The organism is Arthrobacter sp. YC-RL1, assembly GCF_001454985.1.
Taxonomy (GTDB): domain Bacteria; phylum Actinomycetota; class Actinomycetes; order Actinomycetales; family Micrococcaceae; genus Glutamicibacter; species Glutamicibacter soli.
In genome coordinates this window covers 2868089-2884361 of record NZ_CP013297.1, presented here as the reverse complement: position 1 = coordinate 2884361, position 16273 = coordinate 2868089, and the positions used below count along the sequence as shown (strand labels likewise).

Below are 16273 nucleotides of genomic sequence, written 5' to 3'. Positions count from 1 at the left end.
ACGGCTTCGGCGGTGCCCTCAGTGGCATCCGGTGAAGCCAAACCCCTGACCCGCCGCGAGGCGAGAGCCCTGCACGAAGCCCAGCAGAAGGAAGCCAAGCGCCGCGGCAAGAAGGAAGCCGCGCGCGAACCCGAGGACGCAGGCCCGCCGCAGCCGGTGATTGAACCGGGGATGCCAGCCGCGAGCGCCGCGGTGGACTCGCAGCAGGCCAAACAGCGCGCCAAGGCGGCTTTCACCGCGGAGGACCGCTCTCCGGTTCCTCCCGAGGAACTCAAGGTCGAAGGTCCTGCCGAGCCCCCTCCGGTCAGCGAGTCCAAGGACCTGGCTGAAACCGGTGAACCGGACGCCGCCCGGGCCTCGATCCCGACCGAACTGCTGGTCGGCGCGCCGGCCGAGCCCAAGAAGTCCCGGGCCGGGCGCAACCTGCCGGCCGCCATCGGCGTCGGACTGCTCATGCTCGGACTGGTGCTCGCGGGCCTGTTCCTCTACGAGCCTCTGCTGGTCGGACTGATTGTGGCCCTGGCCGGGGTGGGCAGCTGGGAAGTCGCCCGTGCGACCACCCACGCCAAGACCTCGGTCCCGCTGGTTCCGCTCTTCCTCGCCTCGGCGATGCTTCCGATCAGCGCGATCTGGGGCGGGCTGGAAGCCATGGGCTTCACCTACATGATCTGCCTGGTCATCGCGCTGCTGGTGCGGTTGACGGAGGGGCTGAAGGGGGCCGCGGCCTCGGTGATGAGCAGCGTGTTCATCATCAGCTGGGTCCCGCTGCTGCTGTCCTTCGCGCTGCTGATCCTCGAGGAGCCCAACGGCCAGTGGCTGATCGCAACGATCCTGCTGCTGGCGGTCAGCAACGACACCTTCGGCTATATCGTCGGGGTGCTGTTCGGCAAGCATCCCATGGCCCCGAAGATATCGCCCAAGAAGTCCTGGGAGGGCTTCGCCGGCTCGATGCTTGGATCCATGGCGGTCGGCGCCCTGGCCATGCACTTCTGGCTGGACATGCCATGGTGGACCGGCGTGATCCTGGCGTTCTTCACCACGATCGCGGCAACCACGGGAGACTTCTCCGAATCCATGATCAAGCGCGAGCTGGGCATCAAGGACATGAGCAACCTGCTGCCGGGCCATGGCGGCATCATGGACCGGCTGGACTCGGTGGTCTTCGTCGTCCCGCTGGGCTACCTGATCTCCCACTTGCTGACATGGAGTGTTTCCCTGTCATAGGCCGCAGCACCGGCGCGGTGTGATCCTTTCCCATGGATGACGCGCGCCGGTGTGGCTTTTAACCCATGCCTTGGCTCACGCCATAGAATAACTAGGGATTGCGGATCACCTCGATCCGCCCCTGACTTTATCGAGAGAAGAAGGATCAGTCGTGTCGCAGCAGCAAGATGCTCCGTTTTCCCGGGTCCCGGATTCGGAATTCGGCTACAACGTCAAGCAGGTTGATGCGTTCCTCAGCCGCGCCCGTGCCACCTTCAACGGCGGGGGCAACGACGACAGCGTGGTCACCAGCCACCTGATCCGCCGCACGACCTTCGCCCCGCAGAAGGGCGGCTACCAGGCCCGCGAGGTCGACGGCGCGCTGGACCGGCTGGAAGACGTCTTCGCCAAGCGCGAGCGCGACGACCTGATCGCCCACCAGGGCGAGGAAGTCTGGCTGCAGCAGGTAGGCCGCCTGGCGGCGATCCTGCGCGGGCGACTGCACCGTGCCAAGGGGGAGCGCTTCCGCCGCCCCTCGCGCACCAACGCTTCGAGCTACAACGTCGAAGACGTGGACCGCTTGTGCGACCAGCTGATCGACTACTTCGAGAAGGACGTGCCGATGTCAGTGGACACCGTGCGCCGCGTGGAGTTCCGCTCGTCCACCGGAACCGACGGCTACGAGGAGTCGCAGGTCGACGCGTTCCTCGACCGCGTGGTCGAGCTGATGGCCTCGATCGACTAGCACCGCGCAGCTTCACAGGCCGCCGCCTGCCCGGGTTATTCCCCGGCGGCCGGCGGCCTTGTGCGTCTCTGCACACTCCACGTGCTGGTGGGCGGTGGATCAGAAGGCGGAGTCGCGGTCCGGAACGTGCAGCCGGGCCATGATGCGGTCCGCATTGGCGGGGACGCTGCGCGCGGTGGCGCGGGAGACCGCGATCATGACCACGAAGGCCAGCGGGACGCTCCAGGCAGCCGGCTGGCGCAGCATGTGGAACCAGAGGGTGTCGACCTCGGGCAGCAGGCTGGAAATCATCAGTGCCAGGCCGCAGGCGGCCGCGCCGGTCAGCATGCCGGCAATGGCTCCGCGGGCGGTCAGCGAGCGCCACCAGATGCCCAGCAGCAGCAGCGGGCAGATGGTCGAGGCGGTGAAAGCGAAGACGTTGCCGATCGCTCCGGCCAGCGCCAGCGAGCTGGTCACCACCGCGATGAACACCAGCAGGGCGGTGGCCAGCACGGTGGAGATGCGGAAGCCCCGCACGGTCCCGGCGAAGAATTCCTGGGACAGCGCCCCGGCCAGCGAGACCACTAGCCCGGAGGTGGTGGACAGGAACGCGGCGAAGGCGCCGCCGACCACGATCGCGGTCAGCGAGTCGCCCAGGAACCCGTCCAGCACCGCCGAGGGCAGCAGGAGCACCGTGGCGTCGGTCTCCGCGTTGCCGCCCAGCTGCGGGGCGTAGAGCAGACCCAGCACGCCGAGGGTGGTGGGCAGCAGGTAAAACACCGAGAGCAAGCCCAGCACGATCACGGTAGTGGAACGTGCGGCCTGCCCGGTGGGGTTGGTGTAGAAGCGCACCAGCACGTGGGGAAGGCCCAGGGTGCCGAAGAGCAGCGCGAGGATGATGGAGATGGTCTCGTACAGGTTCAGCCCGGCCACCGATTCCAGCTGGGTCGCGATGCTGTCGAGGCGCGCGGTGCTGGACTGCTCTGGGATCACCTGGAAGAGCAGGAAGATCGTGGGGACCACGAGCGCTGCCAGCTTGAACCAGTACTGGAAAGCCTGGACGAAGGTCACCGAGCGCATGCCGCCGGAGACCACCGTGATGCACACGACCGCAGCCACGATCACCGGTCCGAGCCATCCGGGCAGCCCGGTGGCGATCGATAGGGTCAGGGCCGCCCCATGCATCTGCGGGACGATGTACAGCCAGCAGATCACCACCACCAGGTAGGTGGTGATCTTGCGCAGCGACTTGGATTCCTCGAAGCGGATCTGGGCGAAGTCGGGGATGGTATAGGCCTGCGAGCGGCGCAGCGGCGCGGCGACGAACAGCAGCAGCATCAGGTAGCCAGCCGTGTACCCGATGGGGAACCAGAGCCCGGACTGGCCGGAGAGCACGATCAGCCCGGCCACACCCAGGAAAGAGGCGGCCGACAGGTATTCGCCGCCGATGGCCGAGGCGTTCCACCACGGGCGCACGGTGCGGCTGGCCACGTAGAAATCGCTGGTGGTGCGCGACAGGCGCAGCCCGTGGAAGGCGATCAGCATGGTGGTCACGCAGACCACCACCAAGGCCAGGGCTGAAAGCAGATTAATCACGGCTGATGCTCCGGTAGCGTTTTTCATTGCGGGCCGCCGCGCCGTTGAACAGCATGCCGGCCACGATGATCAGCGGATAGATCCCCACCCCGAGAATCCACCATGGCAGGGGTATATGCCACAAAGTGAATTCATAGACCGTCGGCCAGAGGGCCAGCAGCGCACTGATACCCACGAGCATGGTCAGCAGCCCTGCGGCCACGGCGCAGGCCAGCCGCAACTGGGAGCGGATCAACTGCTGGACGTAGAATTCCTGGGCCGTATGTTCCGGCTTGACCGCGGAAACGGTCAGCGAGGCATTCTGGGGAGCCTGGACGCGTACCCGCTGCGGACGCTGCTGGGCAAAGCGTCCAGGCAGGGGAGCCTCCGGGGAGTCGCGCTTCACGGAATCACGCCGGGCCTAGAGCGGGCGGACGCGGTTGGCGGCCAGGCGCTCGCGCAAGTAGGGCAGGGCGCGCCGGGAGATCGGCAGCTCGGTCCCGTTGACCAGCACGGCCGCCTTGCCGGTCTGCAGCCGGACGTTTTCGATCTTGTCCATGCTCACCAGGTAGGAGCGGTGGATGCGCACGTAACCAGACTCCGCCCATTGCTGCTCCAGATCATTCAACGGGACGCGGATCAGATAGCTGGAGTCCTTGGTATGCAGGCGCGCGTAGTCCCCCTGGGCCTGGACGTAGGCGATGTCGCCGCGGGGGATGAGCTTGGTGATGCCGCCCTGGTCCACGGTGATCATTTCGGGTTTGGCGGGGGCTTCCTCCACGAGCTCGCACAGGCGGCGCACGGACTCGGCCAAGCGCTGCGGGCGGATGGGCTTGAGCACGTAGTCGACCGCGGCGAGCTCGAAGGCTTCCAAGGCCTGGTCCTCGTCGGCGGTCACGAAGACCACCAGCGGCGGGTTGGCGAAGCGGGAGATGACCCGTGCGATATCAAGGCCGGAGAGCGCGGGCATGTGGATGTCGAGGAAGAGCGCGTCCACTTCGTTTTCCTCCAGCGCTTTCAACGCCGCGGCGCCAGAGGTTGCGCGATGGATTTTCCCGATTCGGGAGTCCTGGCTCAGGAGGAACGCGATCTCTTCCACTGCCGGAAGTTCGTCGTCGGCGACAACCACATTAATCATGAGTTGATTCTATCGTTTCTGTTGTGTTTGCCTTCGGGACCCATGGAATTCATTCGTCGATCGATGCCGTGCCCGGAGCCAGGAACTTCGGGATGCGCAAGGTGATCTGCGTACCTGCGCCTGGCGCGGTGTCGATGATCAGCCCGTTCGAATTGCCGTAGAGCTGGCGAAGCCGCACGTCAACGTTGCGCAGACCCACATGCATGTTGACCGTGGTGCCTGCCAGCACGCTGGACAGCTGCTCCGGATCCATGCCCACGCCGTCGTCTTCCACGCTGATGACCGCGTGCATCCCGTCCTCGGTAGCGGTGATGGAAATAACCCCGCCGTCGGGCCTGGCTTCCAGGCCGTGGCGAACCGCGTTTTCCACCAGCGGTTGCAACGAGAGGAACGGGATCCTGGTCGAGAGCACTTCCGGGGCGATCTGCAAAGACACCTTGATGCGGTCGCCGAAGCGGGCCTTTTCCAGCAGCAGGTAGCGGTCGATGGCCTCCAGCTCCTCGGCCAGGGTGGTGAATTCCCCACGGCGGCGGAAGGAATAGCGGGTGAAGTCAGCGAATTCGATCACCAGCTCGCGGGCGCGGGCTGGATCCGTGTTGATGAACGAGGCGATGGCGTTCAGCGAGTTGTAGATGAAGTGGGGCGAAATCTGCGCGCGCAGGGCCCGCATCTGCGCTTCGAGCAGCATCGCCTTGTTCTCATCCAATTGCGCGGTGGAGACCTGGGCGGAGACGAAAACCGCCACCTCCGAGACGGCGCGGACGAATCCAGCCCCGGCACGCGGGGTCAGGGCGGTCACCGTACCCACCGGCTGGTTTCCCACCATGATCGGGGCGGCCACGAAATCCTGGCCGGAGAGCCGCTTCACCTGCGTTTTGCCGGTGGCCAGCGCGGTGCTGAATGCTTCCGAAGCTTGCTCTTCGAGATCCGCGGTGAATTCGATGCCGGCATCCGTGGCAAGGATGTGGCGGGTGTCGGAGATCAGCAGGACCGGGCAGTTCAGCAGCCTGCGCAGCGCCTTGGCGCTCTTCGCGGCTCCTTCCACTGTAAGCCCCCGTTCCAGGTGGGGAACGGCGACGGACATGTGGTGCAGGGTGGTGAAGGTCGCTTCCTCCGCGTCGGTGCCCATCTCCTTGGTTGAGCGGGAGATCTTGAATCCGAAATACCCGATGACGGCAATGCCGACCGTCACGATGGTGACGATGAGGGTGATCTGCAGGGCTGGGGACATACATCAATCCTAAGGTCACAACCCGTTGCCCGACCGCTTGTCGTCGATAGATGTGCCGTTGGGCGCAGGTTTTGCTCCGCTGAGCCATGGCTGGGCCCAAACCCCTAGTCGGGGACGGAACTTTCGCAGATAGTGAACTTAGTCACAGTCGAGATGTGCCTTGCATCACATCAGGTTTCAATCATCCAACCACCCGCACAAGGAGGGCATCATGAGTGCCAATCCCCACCACAATGTCGAAGACGACATTGATTTCGTGGCGGAGAGCAAGTCGGAGGAATTCCAGGAACTGCGCCGCACCCACCGTAGCTTCGTATTCCCCATGGCTATCTTCTTCCTGGTCTGGTATTTCGCCTACGTTCTTTTGGCCGATTACTTCCACGACTTCATGTCCATCAAGGTCCTGGGCAACATCAACATGGGCATCGTCCTGGGCCTGCTGCAGTTCGTGTCCACCTTCGCCATCACCGCAGCCTACGTGAGCTTCTCCAACAAGAAGCTCGATCCGAAGGCCACCAAGATCCGTGAGCGTCTGGAGAACCAGGGAGCAGATCAGTGAACAACCTAACCATCCTTGCGGCGGCGGCTGAGAAGACCACTGTCGGCAACCCGCTGGTGAACATCGCCATCTTCGTCGCCTTCGTCGGCGTCACCCTGGTGATCGTGCTCCGAGCCAGCAAGAACAACAAGACCGCCGCTGACTACTACGCCGGCGGACGCTCCTTCACCGGAACCCAGAATGGCACCGCCATCGCCGGCGACTACCTGTCGGCGGCATCCTTCCTGGGCATCGTCGGCGCCATCGCCATCAACGGCTACGACGGCTTCCTGTACTCCATCGGCTTCCTCGTGGCCTGGCTGGTTGCCCTGCTGCTCGTGGCCGAGCTGCTGCGCAACACCGGCAAGTTCACCATGGCCGATGTGCTTTCCTTCCGCCTGAAGCAGCGTCCCGTGCGCATCGCCGCGGCGATCTCCACCCTCGCGGTGTGCGTGTTCTACCTGCTGGCGCAAATGGCCGGCGCCGGCGCACTGGTGTCCCTGCTGCTGGGCATCGACTCCAAGGCAGGCCAGTCGCTGGTGATCGTCATCGTCGGCGCGCTGATGATCCTATACGTCCTGGTCGGCGGCATGAAGGGCACCACCTGGGTGCAGATCATCAAGGCCTGCCTGCTCATCGCCGGCGCCCTGATCATGACCGTGTGGACCCTGGCCATGTTCGGATTCAACTTCTCCGAGCTGCTAGGCAAGGCCGCCGAAGTGGCTGGCAACCCTGAGATCCTGAACCCGGGCATGCAGTATGGCAAGTCCGAAACCTCAAAGCTCGACTTCATCTCCCTGGCCCTGGCCTTGGTGCTCGGCACCGCAGGTTTGCCGCACGTGCTGATGCGCTTTTACACCGTGCCAACCGCCAAGGAAGCCCGCAAGTCGGTCGTCTGGGCCATCTGGCTGATCGGTGCCTTCTACCTGTTCACCCTGGTCCTCGGCTTCGGCGCCGGCGCCCTGATCGGCCCGGACAAGATCAAGGCCGCCCCGGGCGGCGTGAACTCCGCAGCCCCGCTGCTGGCCTACGAACTGGGCGGCACGCTGCTGCTGGGCCTGATCTCCGCGGTGGCCTTCGCAACCATCCTGGCGGTGGTAGCCGGCCTGACCATCACCGCAGCTGCTTCCTTCGCCCACGATGTCTACGCATCGGTCATCTCCAAGGGCAAGAGCACCCCGGAGAAGGAAATGAAGGTTGCCCGTCGCACCGTACTGGTCATCGGCGTCTTCGCGATCGCCGGCGGCATCGGTGCCCAGGGCCAGAACGTCGCCTTCCTGGTGGCGCTGGCCTTCGCGGTAGCTGCCTCGGCCAACCTTCCGACCATCCTCTACTCGCTGTTCTGGAAGGGCTTCAAGACCCGCGGTGCAGTCTGGTCGATGTACGGTGGCCTGGGCTCGGCCATCCTGCTGATCATCTTCTCGCCGGTCTTCTCCGGTGCGGCAACCTCGATGATCCCGAGCATCGATATCTCGATCTTCCCGCTGGCCAACCCGGGCCTCGTCTCCATCCCGCTGGCATTCCTGCTCGGCTGGCTGGGCTCGATCACCGATCCGGGAAGCGAGGATCCCAAGAAGGCGGCGGAAATGGAAGTTCGCTCGCTGACCGGTGTCGGTGCAGAGAAGGCAGTCGACCACTAGCCTTCTGCTCAATCACCTAGCGGAAAACCGATGCGGACGGGATCAGCCACTCAGGCTGGTCCCGTCCGCATTTCTGAGCCGCCATGCTGTGGCGCGCCGCTGCGCGGTGTCATGCATCGACCTGCCTGAGGGCGGAGCAGCCACCTCGGATACGGCGGATTGGGTGTTCCTGCCGGCCTTGCCAAGCGCTGGCCCGGGACAGTCGGGCGACCCGGCAGTCAGGTGCTCGGCAGACCCGGTGACGCGACTTTCCGGACGGGGAAATCCATGGACGCAAGCGCGTGGAGGGGTCGCTGATTGCGAAAAAGACACATTGTTACGCGAGGATTTTCAACGTTCCGAACGAAATTTTTGGGGACTTGGAGACGCGGATTAATGACTTTCCTGCTAGCTCGGAACTTCTGCGCCAGCGGTGATTTCATGGCCGCGGCCAGGGATTGAAGGCCGGAATTACGGCGCGGAAGGCAGCATCTACGTTCGCCCAACTGCACGTGAAGCCGCAGTTCGAGCGAGTGGGGTGGAGCCTTGAAAGTTCGTGGATTTCGAGTGGCGATGCGCGAAGTCGTGGAAGAAGTTTTGCCTGGATACACGAATCAGGTACCTTGAATTTGCAAGTTGCGACGTAAATGTCGAGAACTGCACCAAGTATTGATCTAGGGGAATTATCAATACGCGTACCTTTTCATGAGCAAGAGTCTTTGCGATGGGGATCGTGAAGTCTTAAGTCATTGTTTGTGATTTCCGGACAAGCAGCTAACTGCTTTTCTGGTTATTTGGTGCGCCGACTTTTTGGGGGAAATCGGCTTATGCCATGGTCATCTGTAATTTCTGCTGCCTTGAGCCTTTCGGCAGCACTCGTCTTCGCGCTTCCAAGCCAGCGCAAGCATCTCAAGCGGCGTTTCCGCCGCGGTTCGCAACTCATCGCGGTACTGGTCGTGGGATCCATAGTCCTGGCCATGGTCAACCTGCTCGTGGCCAGCGGCCCATGGCAGTCGGAGCCATTGCGCGAAATGGCAATCCAGGTCACCCTCGTCTTCGCCTTCGGCATGGCGATCTTCGCGATCACCAACCAGATCGTGCCCGTCGTTCCGCAATCGCAGCAGCGGGTTGTCTTGGCGATCGGCGCCCATCCCGACGACCTTGAAATTGCCTGCGGTGCCACCCTGGCCAAGCTGGCCGATACGGGACACGAAGTTCACGTGCTGGTGATGAGCAACGGCGCGGTCGGAGGTGACGAAGCCGTTCGCGAAAACGAGGCGATGCGCGGAGCCCGTTTCATGGGAGCCAAGAGCATGGTCACTCACAGCCTTCCGGATACCAAGCTGTCCGATTCAACGAACGAGATGGTCCAGGCCATTGAAGAACGGGTGACGGTCCTGAATCCCGACCTGATTTTCACGCATTCCGAGCACGACCAGCACCAGGACCACCATGCTGTGCATTTCGCCACCCTCCGTGCGGCCCGCCGGCATTCGTCGATCCTGTGCTTTGAGAGCCCGTCGGTCACCAGGAAGTTCAATCCTGCCGTGTTCATCGACGTAGCCGACTACATCGGCGTCAAGGTCCATGCGGTGGCTCAGCACGCCGACCAGAAGGGCAAGCCCTACATGACCGAAGAGAATCTCAAGGGTATTGCCGCTTTCCGCGGCAACCAGGCCAAAACGAAGTATGCCGAGGGATTCGAGCCAGTGCGCCTGCTCGGTTCCGCGATTGGAGTGTTCTAAATGCGAATCCTGATTACCGGAGCGAACGGACCAGCCGGCCGAGCCCTCGGGGCGCAGCTTGCCTCAAGCGATTTCACCGTCATCGGCGCCGACATGGACAGCACTGCCAATGAGTACTACGCGGTCATCGAGAAGGTCCCGGCGGCCAGCGACCCGTCGATGATCGGCCGCTTGGCCGAGATCATCCGCGAGCACCATATCGACGTGCTGATTCCCACGGTCAGCGACGAGCTTCCCGCCGTGGCGGCTGCCGGCGCCGAGCTGGCTGGATGCACCGTCATGATCGGATCGCCGGAAGCCGTATCCACCGCCCACGACAAGTGGCTGACCATGCAGGTCCTGGCAGCGGCCGGGGTGCCGGTCCCGCGCTCGGCGCTTCCAAGCAGCTTCGAGAACCTGGATGCGGCCTTCGAGGCGCTCGGCCGTCCACTGATCGTCAAGCCGCGAATCGCCCGGGGCGGCCGCGGGGTCGGCGTGGTGGGGAACCACAGCGATCTGGATTTCTCCGCGCTGGATGATTCATGGGTCCTGCAGGAATTCGCCAGCGGGGAAGAATTCGCGCCGATGGTCTTCAACGGCAACGGCGAGAACGACCTGGCAGTGGTCGTCCGCAAGACCGAGCTCAAGCAGGGAGTTGTGGGCAACGCGGTGTCGACCGAGCGCGTGGCAGCTGATGAAGCCGTGGACGTGCAGCAGATCGCACTGGACGCGGTGCGCGCGGTGGGCCTGGAATACCAGGCCGACCTCGACATCCGCCGCCTCGCCAACGGCCAGCCGGTGGTGCTGGAAATCAACGCCCGCTTCGGGGCGAACTCCCGGCAGGCTCCCGAGCTGCTGTCCACCGTGCTGCGCGCATCGTCCCGCGCACTAGCAGCCGCCGGGGGCAGGCCATGACCGAATTCCTGAATGGTTTCTTTGACGGGATCACGACGCCCATCGGCATGGTGGTCGTGGGGCTGTTCATGGTCGGCGGCGGGCTGATCCTCGGAATGGGTTTGGTCAAGCTCTGCTTCATTCCCATGTCGCTGGCGTTTGTCGCCCGCGAGCGCCGCCGCGCCAAGAACAACAAGCAGCTGGTCTTCGAATCCCGTCCGCGCGTGAGCATCGTGGTGCCCGGATACAACGAGGAAGTGGTCATCTCCAACTGCGTGGAGTCGATCCTGCGCAGCAACTACGAGGATTTCGAGGTGATCCTCGTTGACGACGGGTCGACTGACGGCACCGCCAGGATCATGGATGAATGGGCGGCGAAGGACCACCGGGTCTCCAGCATTTCCCAGCCAAATGCGGGAAAGGGCGCGGCGCTCAATCGCGGGTTCGCGGCCAGCGACGGCGAGGTAGTGCTCTTCGTCGATGCCGACGGCGTGTTCGGCGAGGAGACCATCAACGAGATGCTCAAGGGATTCAACCACCCCAGCATCGGCGCGGTGTGCGGGGACGACCGCCCGGTCAACCTGAATACCGTGCAGACCCGCCTGCTCACCGTCATCTCGCACCTGGGTACCGGCGTCGTGCGCCGCGCCTTGGCGCTCATCGGCTGCCTGCCCATCGTGTCCGGCAATTCCGGTGCGTTCCTGCGCTCCGCCTTGAACGTGGCCGGCAATTTGGATGAGCGGATTATCGGCGAGGACCTCGAACTGACGTGGCGCATCCACAAGGCCGGATACCAGGTGAACTTCGCGCCGCGGGCCCTGGTCTACGCGGAATCTCCGTCAACCCTGCGCGGGTTGTGGAAGCAGCGCGTACGGTGGGCGCGCGGACTGCTGCAAACCATCAAGATCCACAAGTCCATGCACGGAAATCCGCGTTTCGGAGCCTTCGGCTTCTTCCTCGTCTTCAACACCTTCAACATGGTCGCCATGCCGGTGATCCAGCTCCTGGTTCTCTTGTCGATCCCGGTGATGTTCCTGCTGGGAAGCAACCCGATTGGCGATGGCGTGTGGGCTTTCCTCGCGTGGCTCGGCATTCTTGTCTCGATTGCACTGGCCATCTACGCCATCGCGCTGAATCGCGCGGCGGCGGATCTGCGCCACCTGTGGACGATTCCGCTTTGGCCGATCTACTCCGTCTTGATCGGGCTGACGATGCTCAGCGCACTGTTCAAGGAGATCACCAACAAGCCTGCGAACTGGAACAAACTCGATCGCTCCGGCGTCGTGTCGGTCGGCAGGTAGCCCTCCGGACCTTTGTGAAGCCTCCCTGCTGCGCCCGCGCGATCGCGCCCGCGCCGCAGGGAGGCTTTGTGCCGTTGCTCATGCAGGTTGCTTGCGCGCAGGCCCGTCTGCCAGCGAATGCTCCAGCAACCGCGTGGTGCGGTAGGGGACCAGCTCCGCCATCGACAGCGCCGAATCGGCCCGGTTGACCCCTTCGATATGCAGCAGCTGGCCGTGGACCCGGAAAAGTTCTTCGGCGTCCTTGGCGGCGACCCGGACCAGGATGTCCGCCGAGCCGGTCAGTCCGTGCGCCTCGAGCACCTCAGGGATCTGTTCCAGCTTGGCCGCGATGTCCTCCAAATGGCGTTGGTCCACATGAAGCTCGACGAATGAGAGCAGCCCGTAACCCAGCGACTTCGCGGGGATGCGCCGGTCGAGCGAATCGAGGACCTCGTTCTCCAATCGGGTGATGCGGGTCTGCACGGTATTGCGGCCCAGGCCCAAGGTGGTTGCCACGGCTGAGGCGGTCCGCTTGGCGGCGGTGGACAGGGCAAGCAGGATGCGGCGGTCCGTCTGGTCAAGTAGCTGCATAATGAGCACGTTAGCACCGATACCGGAGGGCGGACAGTGCGTTTTGCCCGAATTCGAATCTGGCCATTGTGCAATCTGCGTTGCGTGAGTAGCATCACATTAAGCCTGAAGTGTGAAACTGCCTCGGGCACCGACTACGCGAGAGTAAGGATGCTGATCGTGTCCACCAAGCACATCGATGTAGCCGCGGAGTGCATACCTACGCACCAGCTGCTGAACGTCGCCGGGGAACGGGTCCCGGACCGAGAACTAGACCATTACGTTGCCAAGCTGACCGAGTCGGACTTGGCGGATTTTCTGCGCGACATGGTTGTCCTGCGGCGGCTGGATCACGAGGCGACCGCCTTGCAGCGCCAGGGCGAACTGGGCCTGTGGGCCCCGCTGCTCGGCCAGGAGGCTGCGCAGATCGGTTCGGTGCGCGCCGCCCGCGATTCCGATTTCATCTTCCCTTCCTACCGCGAGCACGGCGTGGCCTGGGCCCGGGGTGTTAAGGCCGAGGACCTCCTCAGCGTCTGGCGCGGGGCACAGTCCAGCGGGTGGAACCCCAACGAGGTCAACATCGCCTGCCAGCAGATCGTGATCGGTGCGCAGACCCTGCACGCCGCCGGCTACGGCATGGGCATCAAGTTCGACGGAACCGACGACGTGGCCATCACCTACTTCGGTGATGGCGCCACCAGCCAAGGCGACGTCAGCGAGGCCATGGTCTTCGCCGCCAGCTACCAGGCGCCGGTGCTGTTCTTCTGCCAGAACAACCAGTGGGCCATTTCCGAGCCGGTGGCGCTGCAGAGCCGCACCCAGATCGCCGACCGGGCCCACGGCTTCGGATTGAAGACTTGGCGTGTTGACGGCAACGACATCCTGGCCGTCTACGCCGCGACCCAAGCCGCCTTGGCGCACTGCCGCAACGGGCTGGGCCCGACATTCATCGAAGCCGTCACCTACCGCATGGGTTCGCACACCACCGCCGATGATCCGACGCGCTACCGCAAGGATGAAGAGCTTCAGAAGTGGAAGGCCAAGGACCCGATCGACCGGCTGGTCAAGTACCTGCACGTGATCGGCGCCGACGTCCAGTCCTATGAGCAGCGCGCGCAGAACGCCGCCGACGACCTGGCCGCGCAGCTGCGCGCCGCCATCACCGCGATGCCTGACCCCGCGGTGGGCGAGCTGTTCGACAATGTCTATTCCGAGGCGCACGAGCCCAGCACCCGGGCACGCGAGGGCTACCTCAGCTACCTGTCGGAGTTTGAGGGGGAGGGGCACTGATGGCCACCACCATGCTCAAGGCGCTGAACCAGTCGCTGCGCGATGCGCTGACCGAGGACGAGAAAGTGGTCCTGCTCGGCGAGGACATCGGAACCCTCGGCGGGGTCTTCCGCGTCACCGACGGATTGAAGAAGGACTTCGGCGAGCACCGGGTCGTCGACACCCCGCTGGCAGAGTCCGGGATCGTGGGCACCGCCATCGGCTTGGCCTACCGCGGCTACCGGCCGGTGGTGGAGATCCAATTCGACGGGTTCACCTATCCGGCCTTCGACCAGCTGGTCTCCCAGCTGGCCAAGCTGCACTACCGCTCGCGCGGCCGGGTGAAGATGCCCGTGACCGTGCGGATTCCCTACGGCGGCGGCATCGGCTCGCCCGAGCACCACAGCGAATCCCCGGAAGCCTACTTCGCCCACACCGCCGGGCTGCGTGTTTTCGCGCCGTCCAGCGTGCAGGACGCCTACACAATGCTGCGTCAGGCCATCGCGAGCGATGATCCGGTGATCTATTTCGAGCCCAAGCGCCGCTACCACGAAAAGGCTGAGGTCGAGCTGGCTACGCCGGAGAGCGACTCCTCGCCGAAGGCCAAGGTGCTGCGCGAAGGCGACGACGTCACTGTCGTTGGATACGGCCCGACCACCTACACGCTCATGGACGCGGCGCAGGCGGCGGAAGACGAAGGCGTCGGCCTGGAAGTCATCGACCTGCGCAGCCTGGACCCGCTGGATATCGACACCGTTGCCGAATCGGTGAAGCGCACCGGCAAGCTCGTGGTGGTGCACGAGGCCAGCCGCACCAGCGGGATGGGGGCCGAGATCTGCGCCCAGATCACCGAGAGCTGCTTCGACTACCTGGAGCACGCCCCGCTGCGGGTCACGGGCTTCGACGTCCCCTACCCGCCATCCCGGCTTGAAAGCCACCACCTGCCTGATCTCGACAGGGTGATGCATGCGGTCGACACCGTGATGCGCCACCACGAGGCAACCGAAGGAGCTGCCAAGTGATGACCGCCCAAACCTTCAAGCTGCCGGATCTCGGCGAAGGACTGACCGAGTCCGAGGTGCTGAACTGGAAAATCAAGGTCGGCGAGCACGTCAGCCTGAACCAGATCATTGCCGAAGTGGAAACCGCCAAGGCAGTGGTTGAGCTTCCCTCGCCCTTCGCTGGCATCGTGCAGAAGCTGCATGCCGACGAGGGCCAGGTGGTTCCCGTGGGAGGCCCCTTGGTGACCTTCGACGACAAGCCTGTGGACTTGGACGGCAAGGGCGGTGCACAGCCAGGAGCTGAAGCCCCGGGGGAGAAGGAGGGCGCCGCCGAGCGGACTCCGACGCTGGTGGGCTACGGCGCTCCGGCGGCCAGCGGCAAGCGTCCGGCTCGCCGCGGCCGCGGCAAGACCGTTGCCGCCGAGGGGTCTGCTGCCGCAAGTGCTGCCGCGGTGCCCGAAGCGGCGCGGGCCACCGTGGCACGCAGCACGCCCCCGGTCCGCAAGCTTGCCCGAGACCACGGCATTGACATCGCCGAGGTGAGAGGCAGCGGGCCCGATGGCCTGGTGCTGCGCCGGGATATTGAAGCTCTGGTCAGTTCTCCCGCGGCACCCGCTGTAGAATCGCGGCCTGTTGCGGGCGAGTCGGCTGCCGTGGATGGGCAGAGGCGGGTGAAGATCAGCGCCATGCGACGGGCCACCGCGAATGCCATGGTGCAGTCGGCATTCACGGCGCCGCATGCCACCGAGTTCTTGACGGTTGATGTCACGAAGTCGTTGGAACTGATCGACAAGCTCCGCGCCCGCCGCGAATTCAGGGACCTGAAACTGAACATCACGTCGCTGACTGCACTGGTGGTTTCACGCCTGCTGCTGAACTTCCCGAGCGTCAATGCGCGCTGGGACGGCGAGAACGATGAAATTATCCAATTCGCGGACGTGAATCTCGGTATGGCGGTCGCCAGCGACCGCGGACTGCTTGTCCCCGTGCTCAAACAGGCGCAGAATAAGCCACTAACATTGTTGGCCGCTGAATTGACTGAGCTCATCGACCATGCGCGGGCCGGCACCCTGACGGCGTCCCAGCTGACCGGCGGTACTTTTTCAATCACTAACGTTGGGGTGTTCGGCGTCGATGCCGGTACGCCTATTCTGCCTCCGGGGCAGACAGGGATTCTCGCCTTAGGCCAAGTCAAGCCTAGGCCTTGGGAGTACCGAGGGGAAGTAGCACTACGGCATACTTCAACGCTGGCCTTGTCGTTCGACCACCGGGTCGTGGATGGCAAGGAAGCCAGCGAGTTACTTGCCGGTATCGGTGCAGTCCTTGAGGATCCCGGAATGATGAACTTTTTTCTTTGATTACGTCTAGCCTTTGACTTGTAATCATATTATAAGTTTGAGTGACTAAAAGATTATCAAGCACTACTTTCACGATTATTCATTGGTTGTTTCGCAATCTTTGATGTAATCTCATTCACTAAGTGCTATAGCTCACGCTATACCGCACG

15 protein-coding genes are annotated in these 16273 nt (G+C 63.8%); 10 read left to right on the top strand and 5 right to left on the bottom strand.

Annotated features, from left to right (window positions below; all coding sequences use genetic code 11):
* Nucleotides 1-12 precede the first annotated feature (12 nt).
* On the top strand, nt 13-1224 hold the full coding sequence (locus ATC04_RS19905; RefSeq protein ID WP_231735980.1) for a phosphatidate cytidylyltransferase: 1212 nt from the start codon (nt 13-15) through the stop codon (nt 1222-1224).
* Nucleotides 1225-1375: 151 nt separating this feature from the next.
* Entirely contained in the window at nt 1376-1948 is a 573-nt protein-coding gene (locus ATC04_RS13350; protein ID WP_047121039.1) for a DivIVA domain-containing protein, read from the top strand.
* Between the two features lie 99 nt (nt 1949-2047).
* On the opposite strand, the gene ATC04_RS13345 is transcribed toward ATC04_RS13350, so the two are convergent.
* The 4 genes from ATC04_RS13345 to ATC04_RS13330 are packed head-to-tail and all read right to left on the bottom strand — an operon-like array spanning nt 2048 to nt 5871.
* A complete protein-coding gene (locus tag ATC04_RS13345; protein ID WP_047121195.1) occupies nt 2048-3472 on the bottom strand; it encodes a cation acetate symporter in 1425 nt (474 codons plus the stop codon).
* Nucleotides 3473-3515: 43 nt separating this feature from the next.
* Nucleotides 3516-3908, bottom strand: a complete 393-nt coding sequence (locus ATC04_RS13340) for a hypothetical protein (RefSeq protein ID WP_052772604.1) — start codon at nt 3906-3908, stop codon at nt 3516-3518.
* A gap of 15 nt (nt 3909-3923) precedes the next feature.
* Nucleotides 3924-4640 (bottom strand): LytTR family DNA-binding domain-containing protein, encoded by a 717-nt coding sequence (locus tag ATC04_RS13335; RefSeq protein ID WP_047121040.1) that lies wholly within the window; start codon nt 4638-4640, stop codon nt 3924-3926.
* Nucleotides 4641-4689: 49 nt separating this feature from the next.
* Nucleotides 4690-5871, bottom strand: coding sequence for a histidine kinase (locus ATC04_RS13330; protein ID WP_047121041.1), 1182 nt, complete (start codon nt 5869-5871; stop codon nt 4690-4692).
* Between the two features lie 211 nt (nt 5872-6082).
* Between ATC04_RS13330 and ATC04_RS13325 the strand changes: the two genes are divergently transcribed.
* From ATC04_RS13325 to ATC04_RS13305, 5 genes are all read left to right on the top strand, one after another.
* Nucleotides 6083-6430 (top strand): DUF485 domain-containing protein, encoded by a 348-nt coding sequence (locus tag ATC04_RS13325; protein WP_047121042.1) that lies wholly within the window; start codon nt 6083-6085, stop codon nt 6428-6430.
* Nucleotides 6427-8049: a sodium/solute symporter gene (locus ATC04_RS13320; RefSeq protein WP_181728037.1), complete on the top strand. Its 1623-nt coding sequence runs from the start codon at nt 6427-6429 to the stop codon at nt 8047-8049. Before ATC04_RS13325 ends, ATC04_RS13320 begins: the two co-directional genes overlap by 4 nt.
* A gap of 734 nt (nt 8050-8783) precedes the next feature.
* Nucleotides 8784-9773 (top strand): PIG-L deacetylase family protein, encoded by a 990-nt coding sequence (locus tag ATC04_RS13315; RefSeq protein ID WP_231736101.1) that lies wholly within the window; start codon nt 8784-8786, stop codon nt 9771-9773.
* On the top strand, nt 9774-10667 hold the full coding sequence (locus ATC04_RS13310) for an ATP-grasp domain-containing protein (RefSeq protein ID WP_047121043.1): 894 nt from the start codon (nt 9774-9776) through the stop codon (nt 10665-10667).
* Nucleotides 10664-11947 (top strand): glycosyltransferase family 2 protein, encoded by a 1284-nt coding sequence (locus tag ATC04_RS13305; RefSeq protein WP_113606683.1) that lies wholly within the window; start codon nt 10664-10666, stop codon nt 11945-11947. Before ATC04_RS13310 ends, ATC04_RS13305 begins: the two co-directional genes overlap by 4 nt.
* A 78-nt stretch (nt 11948-12025) precedes the next feature.
* Here ATC04_RS13305 and ATC04_RS13300 read toward each other — a convergent pair whose 3' ends face one another.
* Complete coding sequence (locus ATC04_RS13300) at nt 12026-12517, bottom strand: Lrp/AsnC family transcriptional regulator (RefSeq protein ID WP_047121200.1); 492 nt, start codon at nt 12515-12517, stop codon at nt 12026-12028.
* Between the two features lie 150 nt (nt 12518-12667).
* Here ATC04_RS13300 and pdhA point away from each other — a divergent pair, with 150 nt between their 5' ends.
* From pdhA to ATC04_RS13285, 3 genes are read left to right on the top strand one after another with little or no spacing between them, the layout of a single operon-like run.
* Nucleotides 12668-13786 (top strand): pyruvate dehydrogenase (acetyl-transferring) E1 component subunit alpha, encoded by a 1119-nt coding sequence (pdhA, locus tag ATC04_RS13295; RefSeq protein WP_047121044.1) that lies wholly within the window; start codon nt 12668-12670, stop codon nt 13784-13786.
* Complete coding sequence (locus ATC04_RS13290; RefSeq protein WP_047121045.1) at nt 13786-14787, top strand: alpha-ketoacid dehydrogenase subunit beta; 1002 nt, start codon at nt 13786-13788, stop codon at nt 14785-14787. The genes pdhA and ATC04_RS13290 overlap by 1 nt, the downstream gene beginning before the upstream one ends.
* The gene (locus tag ATC04_RS13285) at nt 14787-16124 is read left to right on the top strand and encodes a dihydrolipoamide acetyltransferase family protein (protein ID WP_047121046.1); all 1338 of its coding nucleotides are present in this window, start codon (nt 14787-14789) and stop codon (nt 16122-16124) included. Before ATC04_RS13290 ends, ATC04_RS13285 begins: the two co-directional genes overlap by 1 nt.
* The last annotated feature ends 149 nt before the right edge of the window (nt 16125-16273 follow it).

What these genes read in the sequence shown, in the direction of transcription:
- ATC04_RS13330 (WP_047121041.1), bottom strand. Translation starts at nt 5,871, where the DNA reads ATGTCCCCAGCCCTGCAGATCACCCTCATCGTCACCATCGTGACGGTC.
- ATC04_RS13300 (WP_047121200.1), bottom strand. Translation starts at nt 12,517, where the DNA reads ATGCAGCTACTTGACCAGACGGACCGCCGCATCCTGCTTGCCCTGTCC.
- ATC04_RS13310 (WP_047121043.1), top strand. Translation starts at nt 9,774, where the DNA reads ATGCGAATCCTGATTACCGGAGCGAACGGACCAGCCGGCCGAGCCCTC.
- ATC04_RS13305 (WP_113606683.1), top strand. Translation starts at nt 10,664, where the DNA reads ATGACCGAATTCCTGAATGGTTTCTTTGACGGGATCACGACGCCCATC.
- ATC04_RS13325 (WP_047121042.1), top strand. Translation starts at nt 6,083, where the DNA reads ATGAGTGCCAATCCCCACCACAATGTCGAAGACGACATTGATTTCGTG.
- pdhA (WP_047121044.1), top strand. Translation starts at nt 12,668, where the DNA reads ATGCTGATCGTGTCCACCAAGCACATCGATGTAGCCGCGGAGTGCATA.
- ATC04_RS13335 (WP_047121040.1), bottom strand. Translation starts at nt 4,640, where the DNA reads ATGATTAATGTGGTTGTCGCCGACGACGAACTTCCGGCAGTGGAAGAG.
- ATC04_RS13285 (WP_047121046.1), top strand. Translation starts at nt 14,787, where the DNA reads ATGACCGCCCAAACCTTCAAGCTGCCGGATCTCGGCGAAGGACTGACC.
- ATC04_RS13345 (WP_047121195.1), bottom strand. Translation starts at nt 3,472, where the DNA reads ATGCTGATCGCCTTCCACGGGCTGCGCCTGTCGCGCACCACCAGCGAT.
- ATC04_RS13290 (WP_047121045.1), top strand. Translation starts at nt 13,786, where the DNA reads ATGGCCACCACCATGCTCAAGGCGCTGAACCAGTCGCTGCGCGATGCG.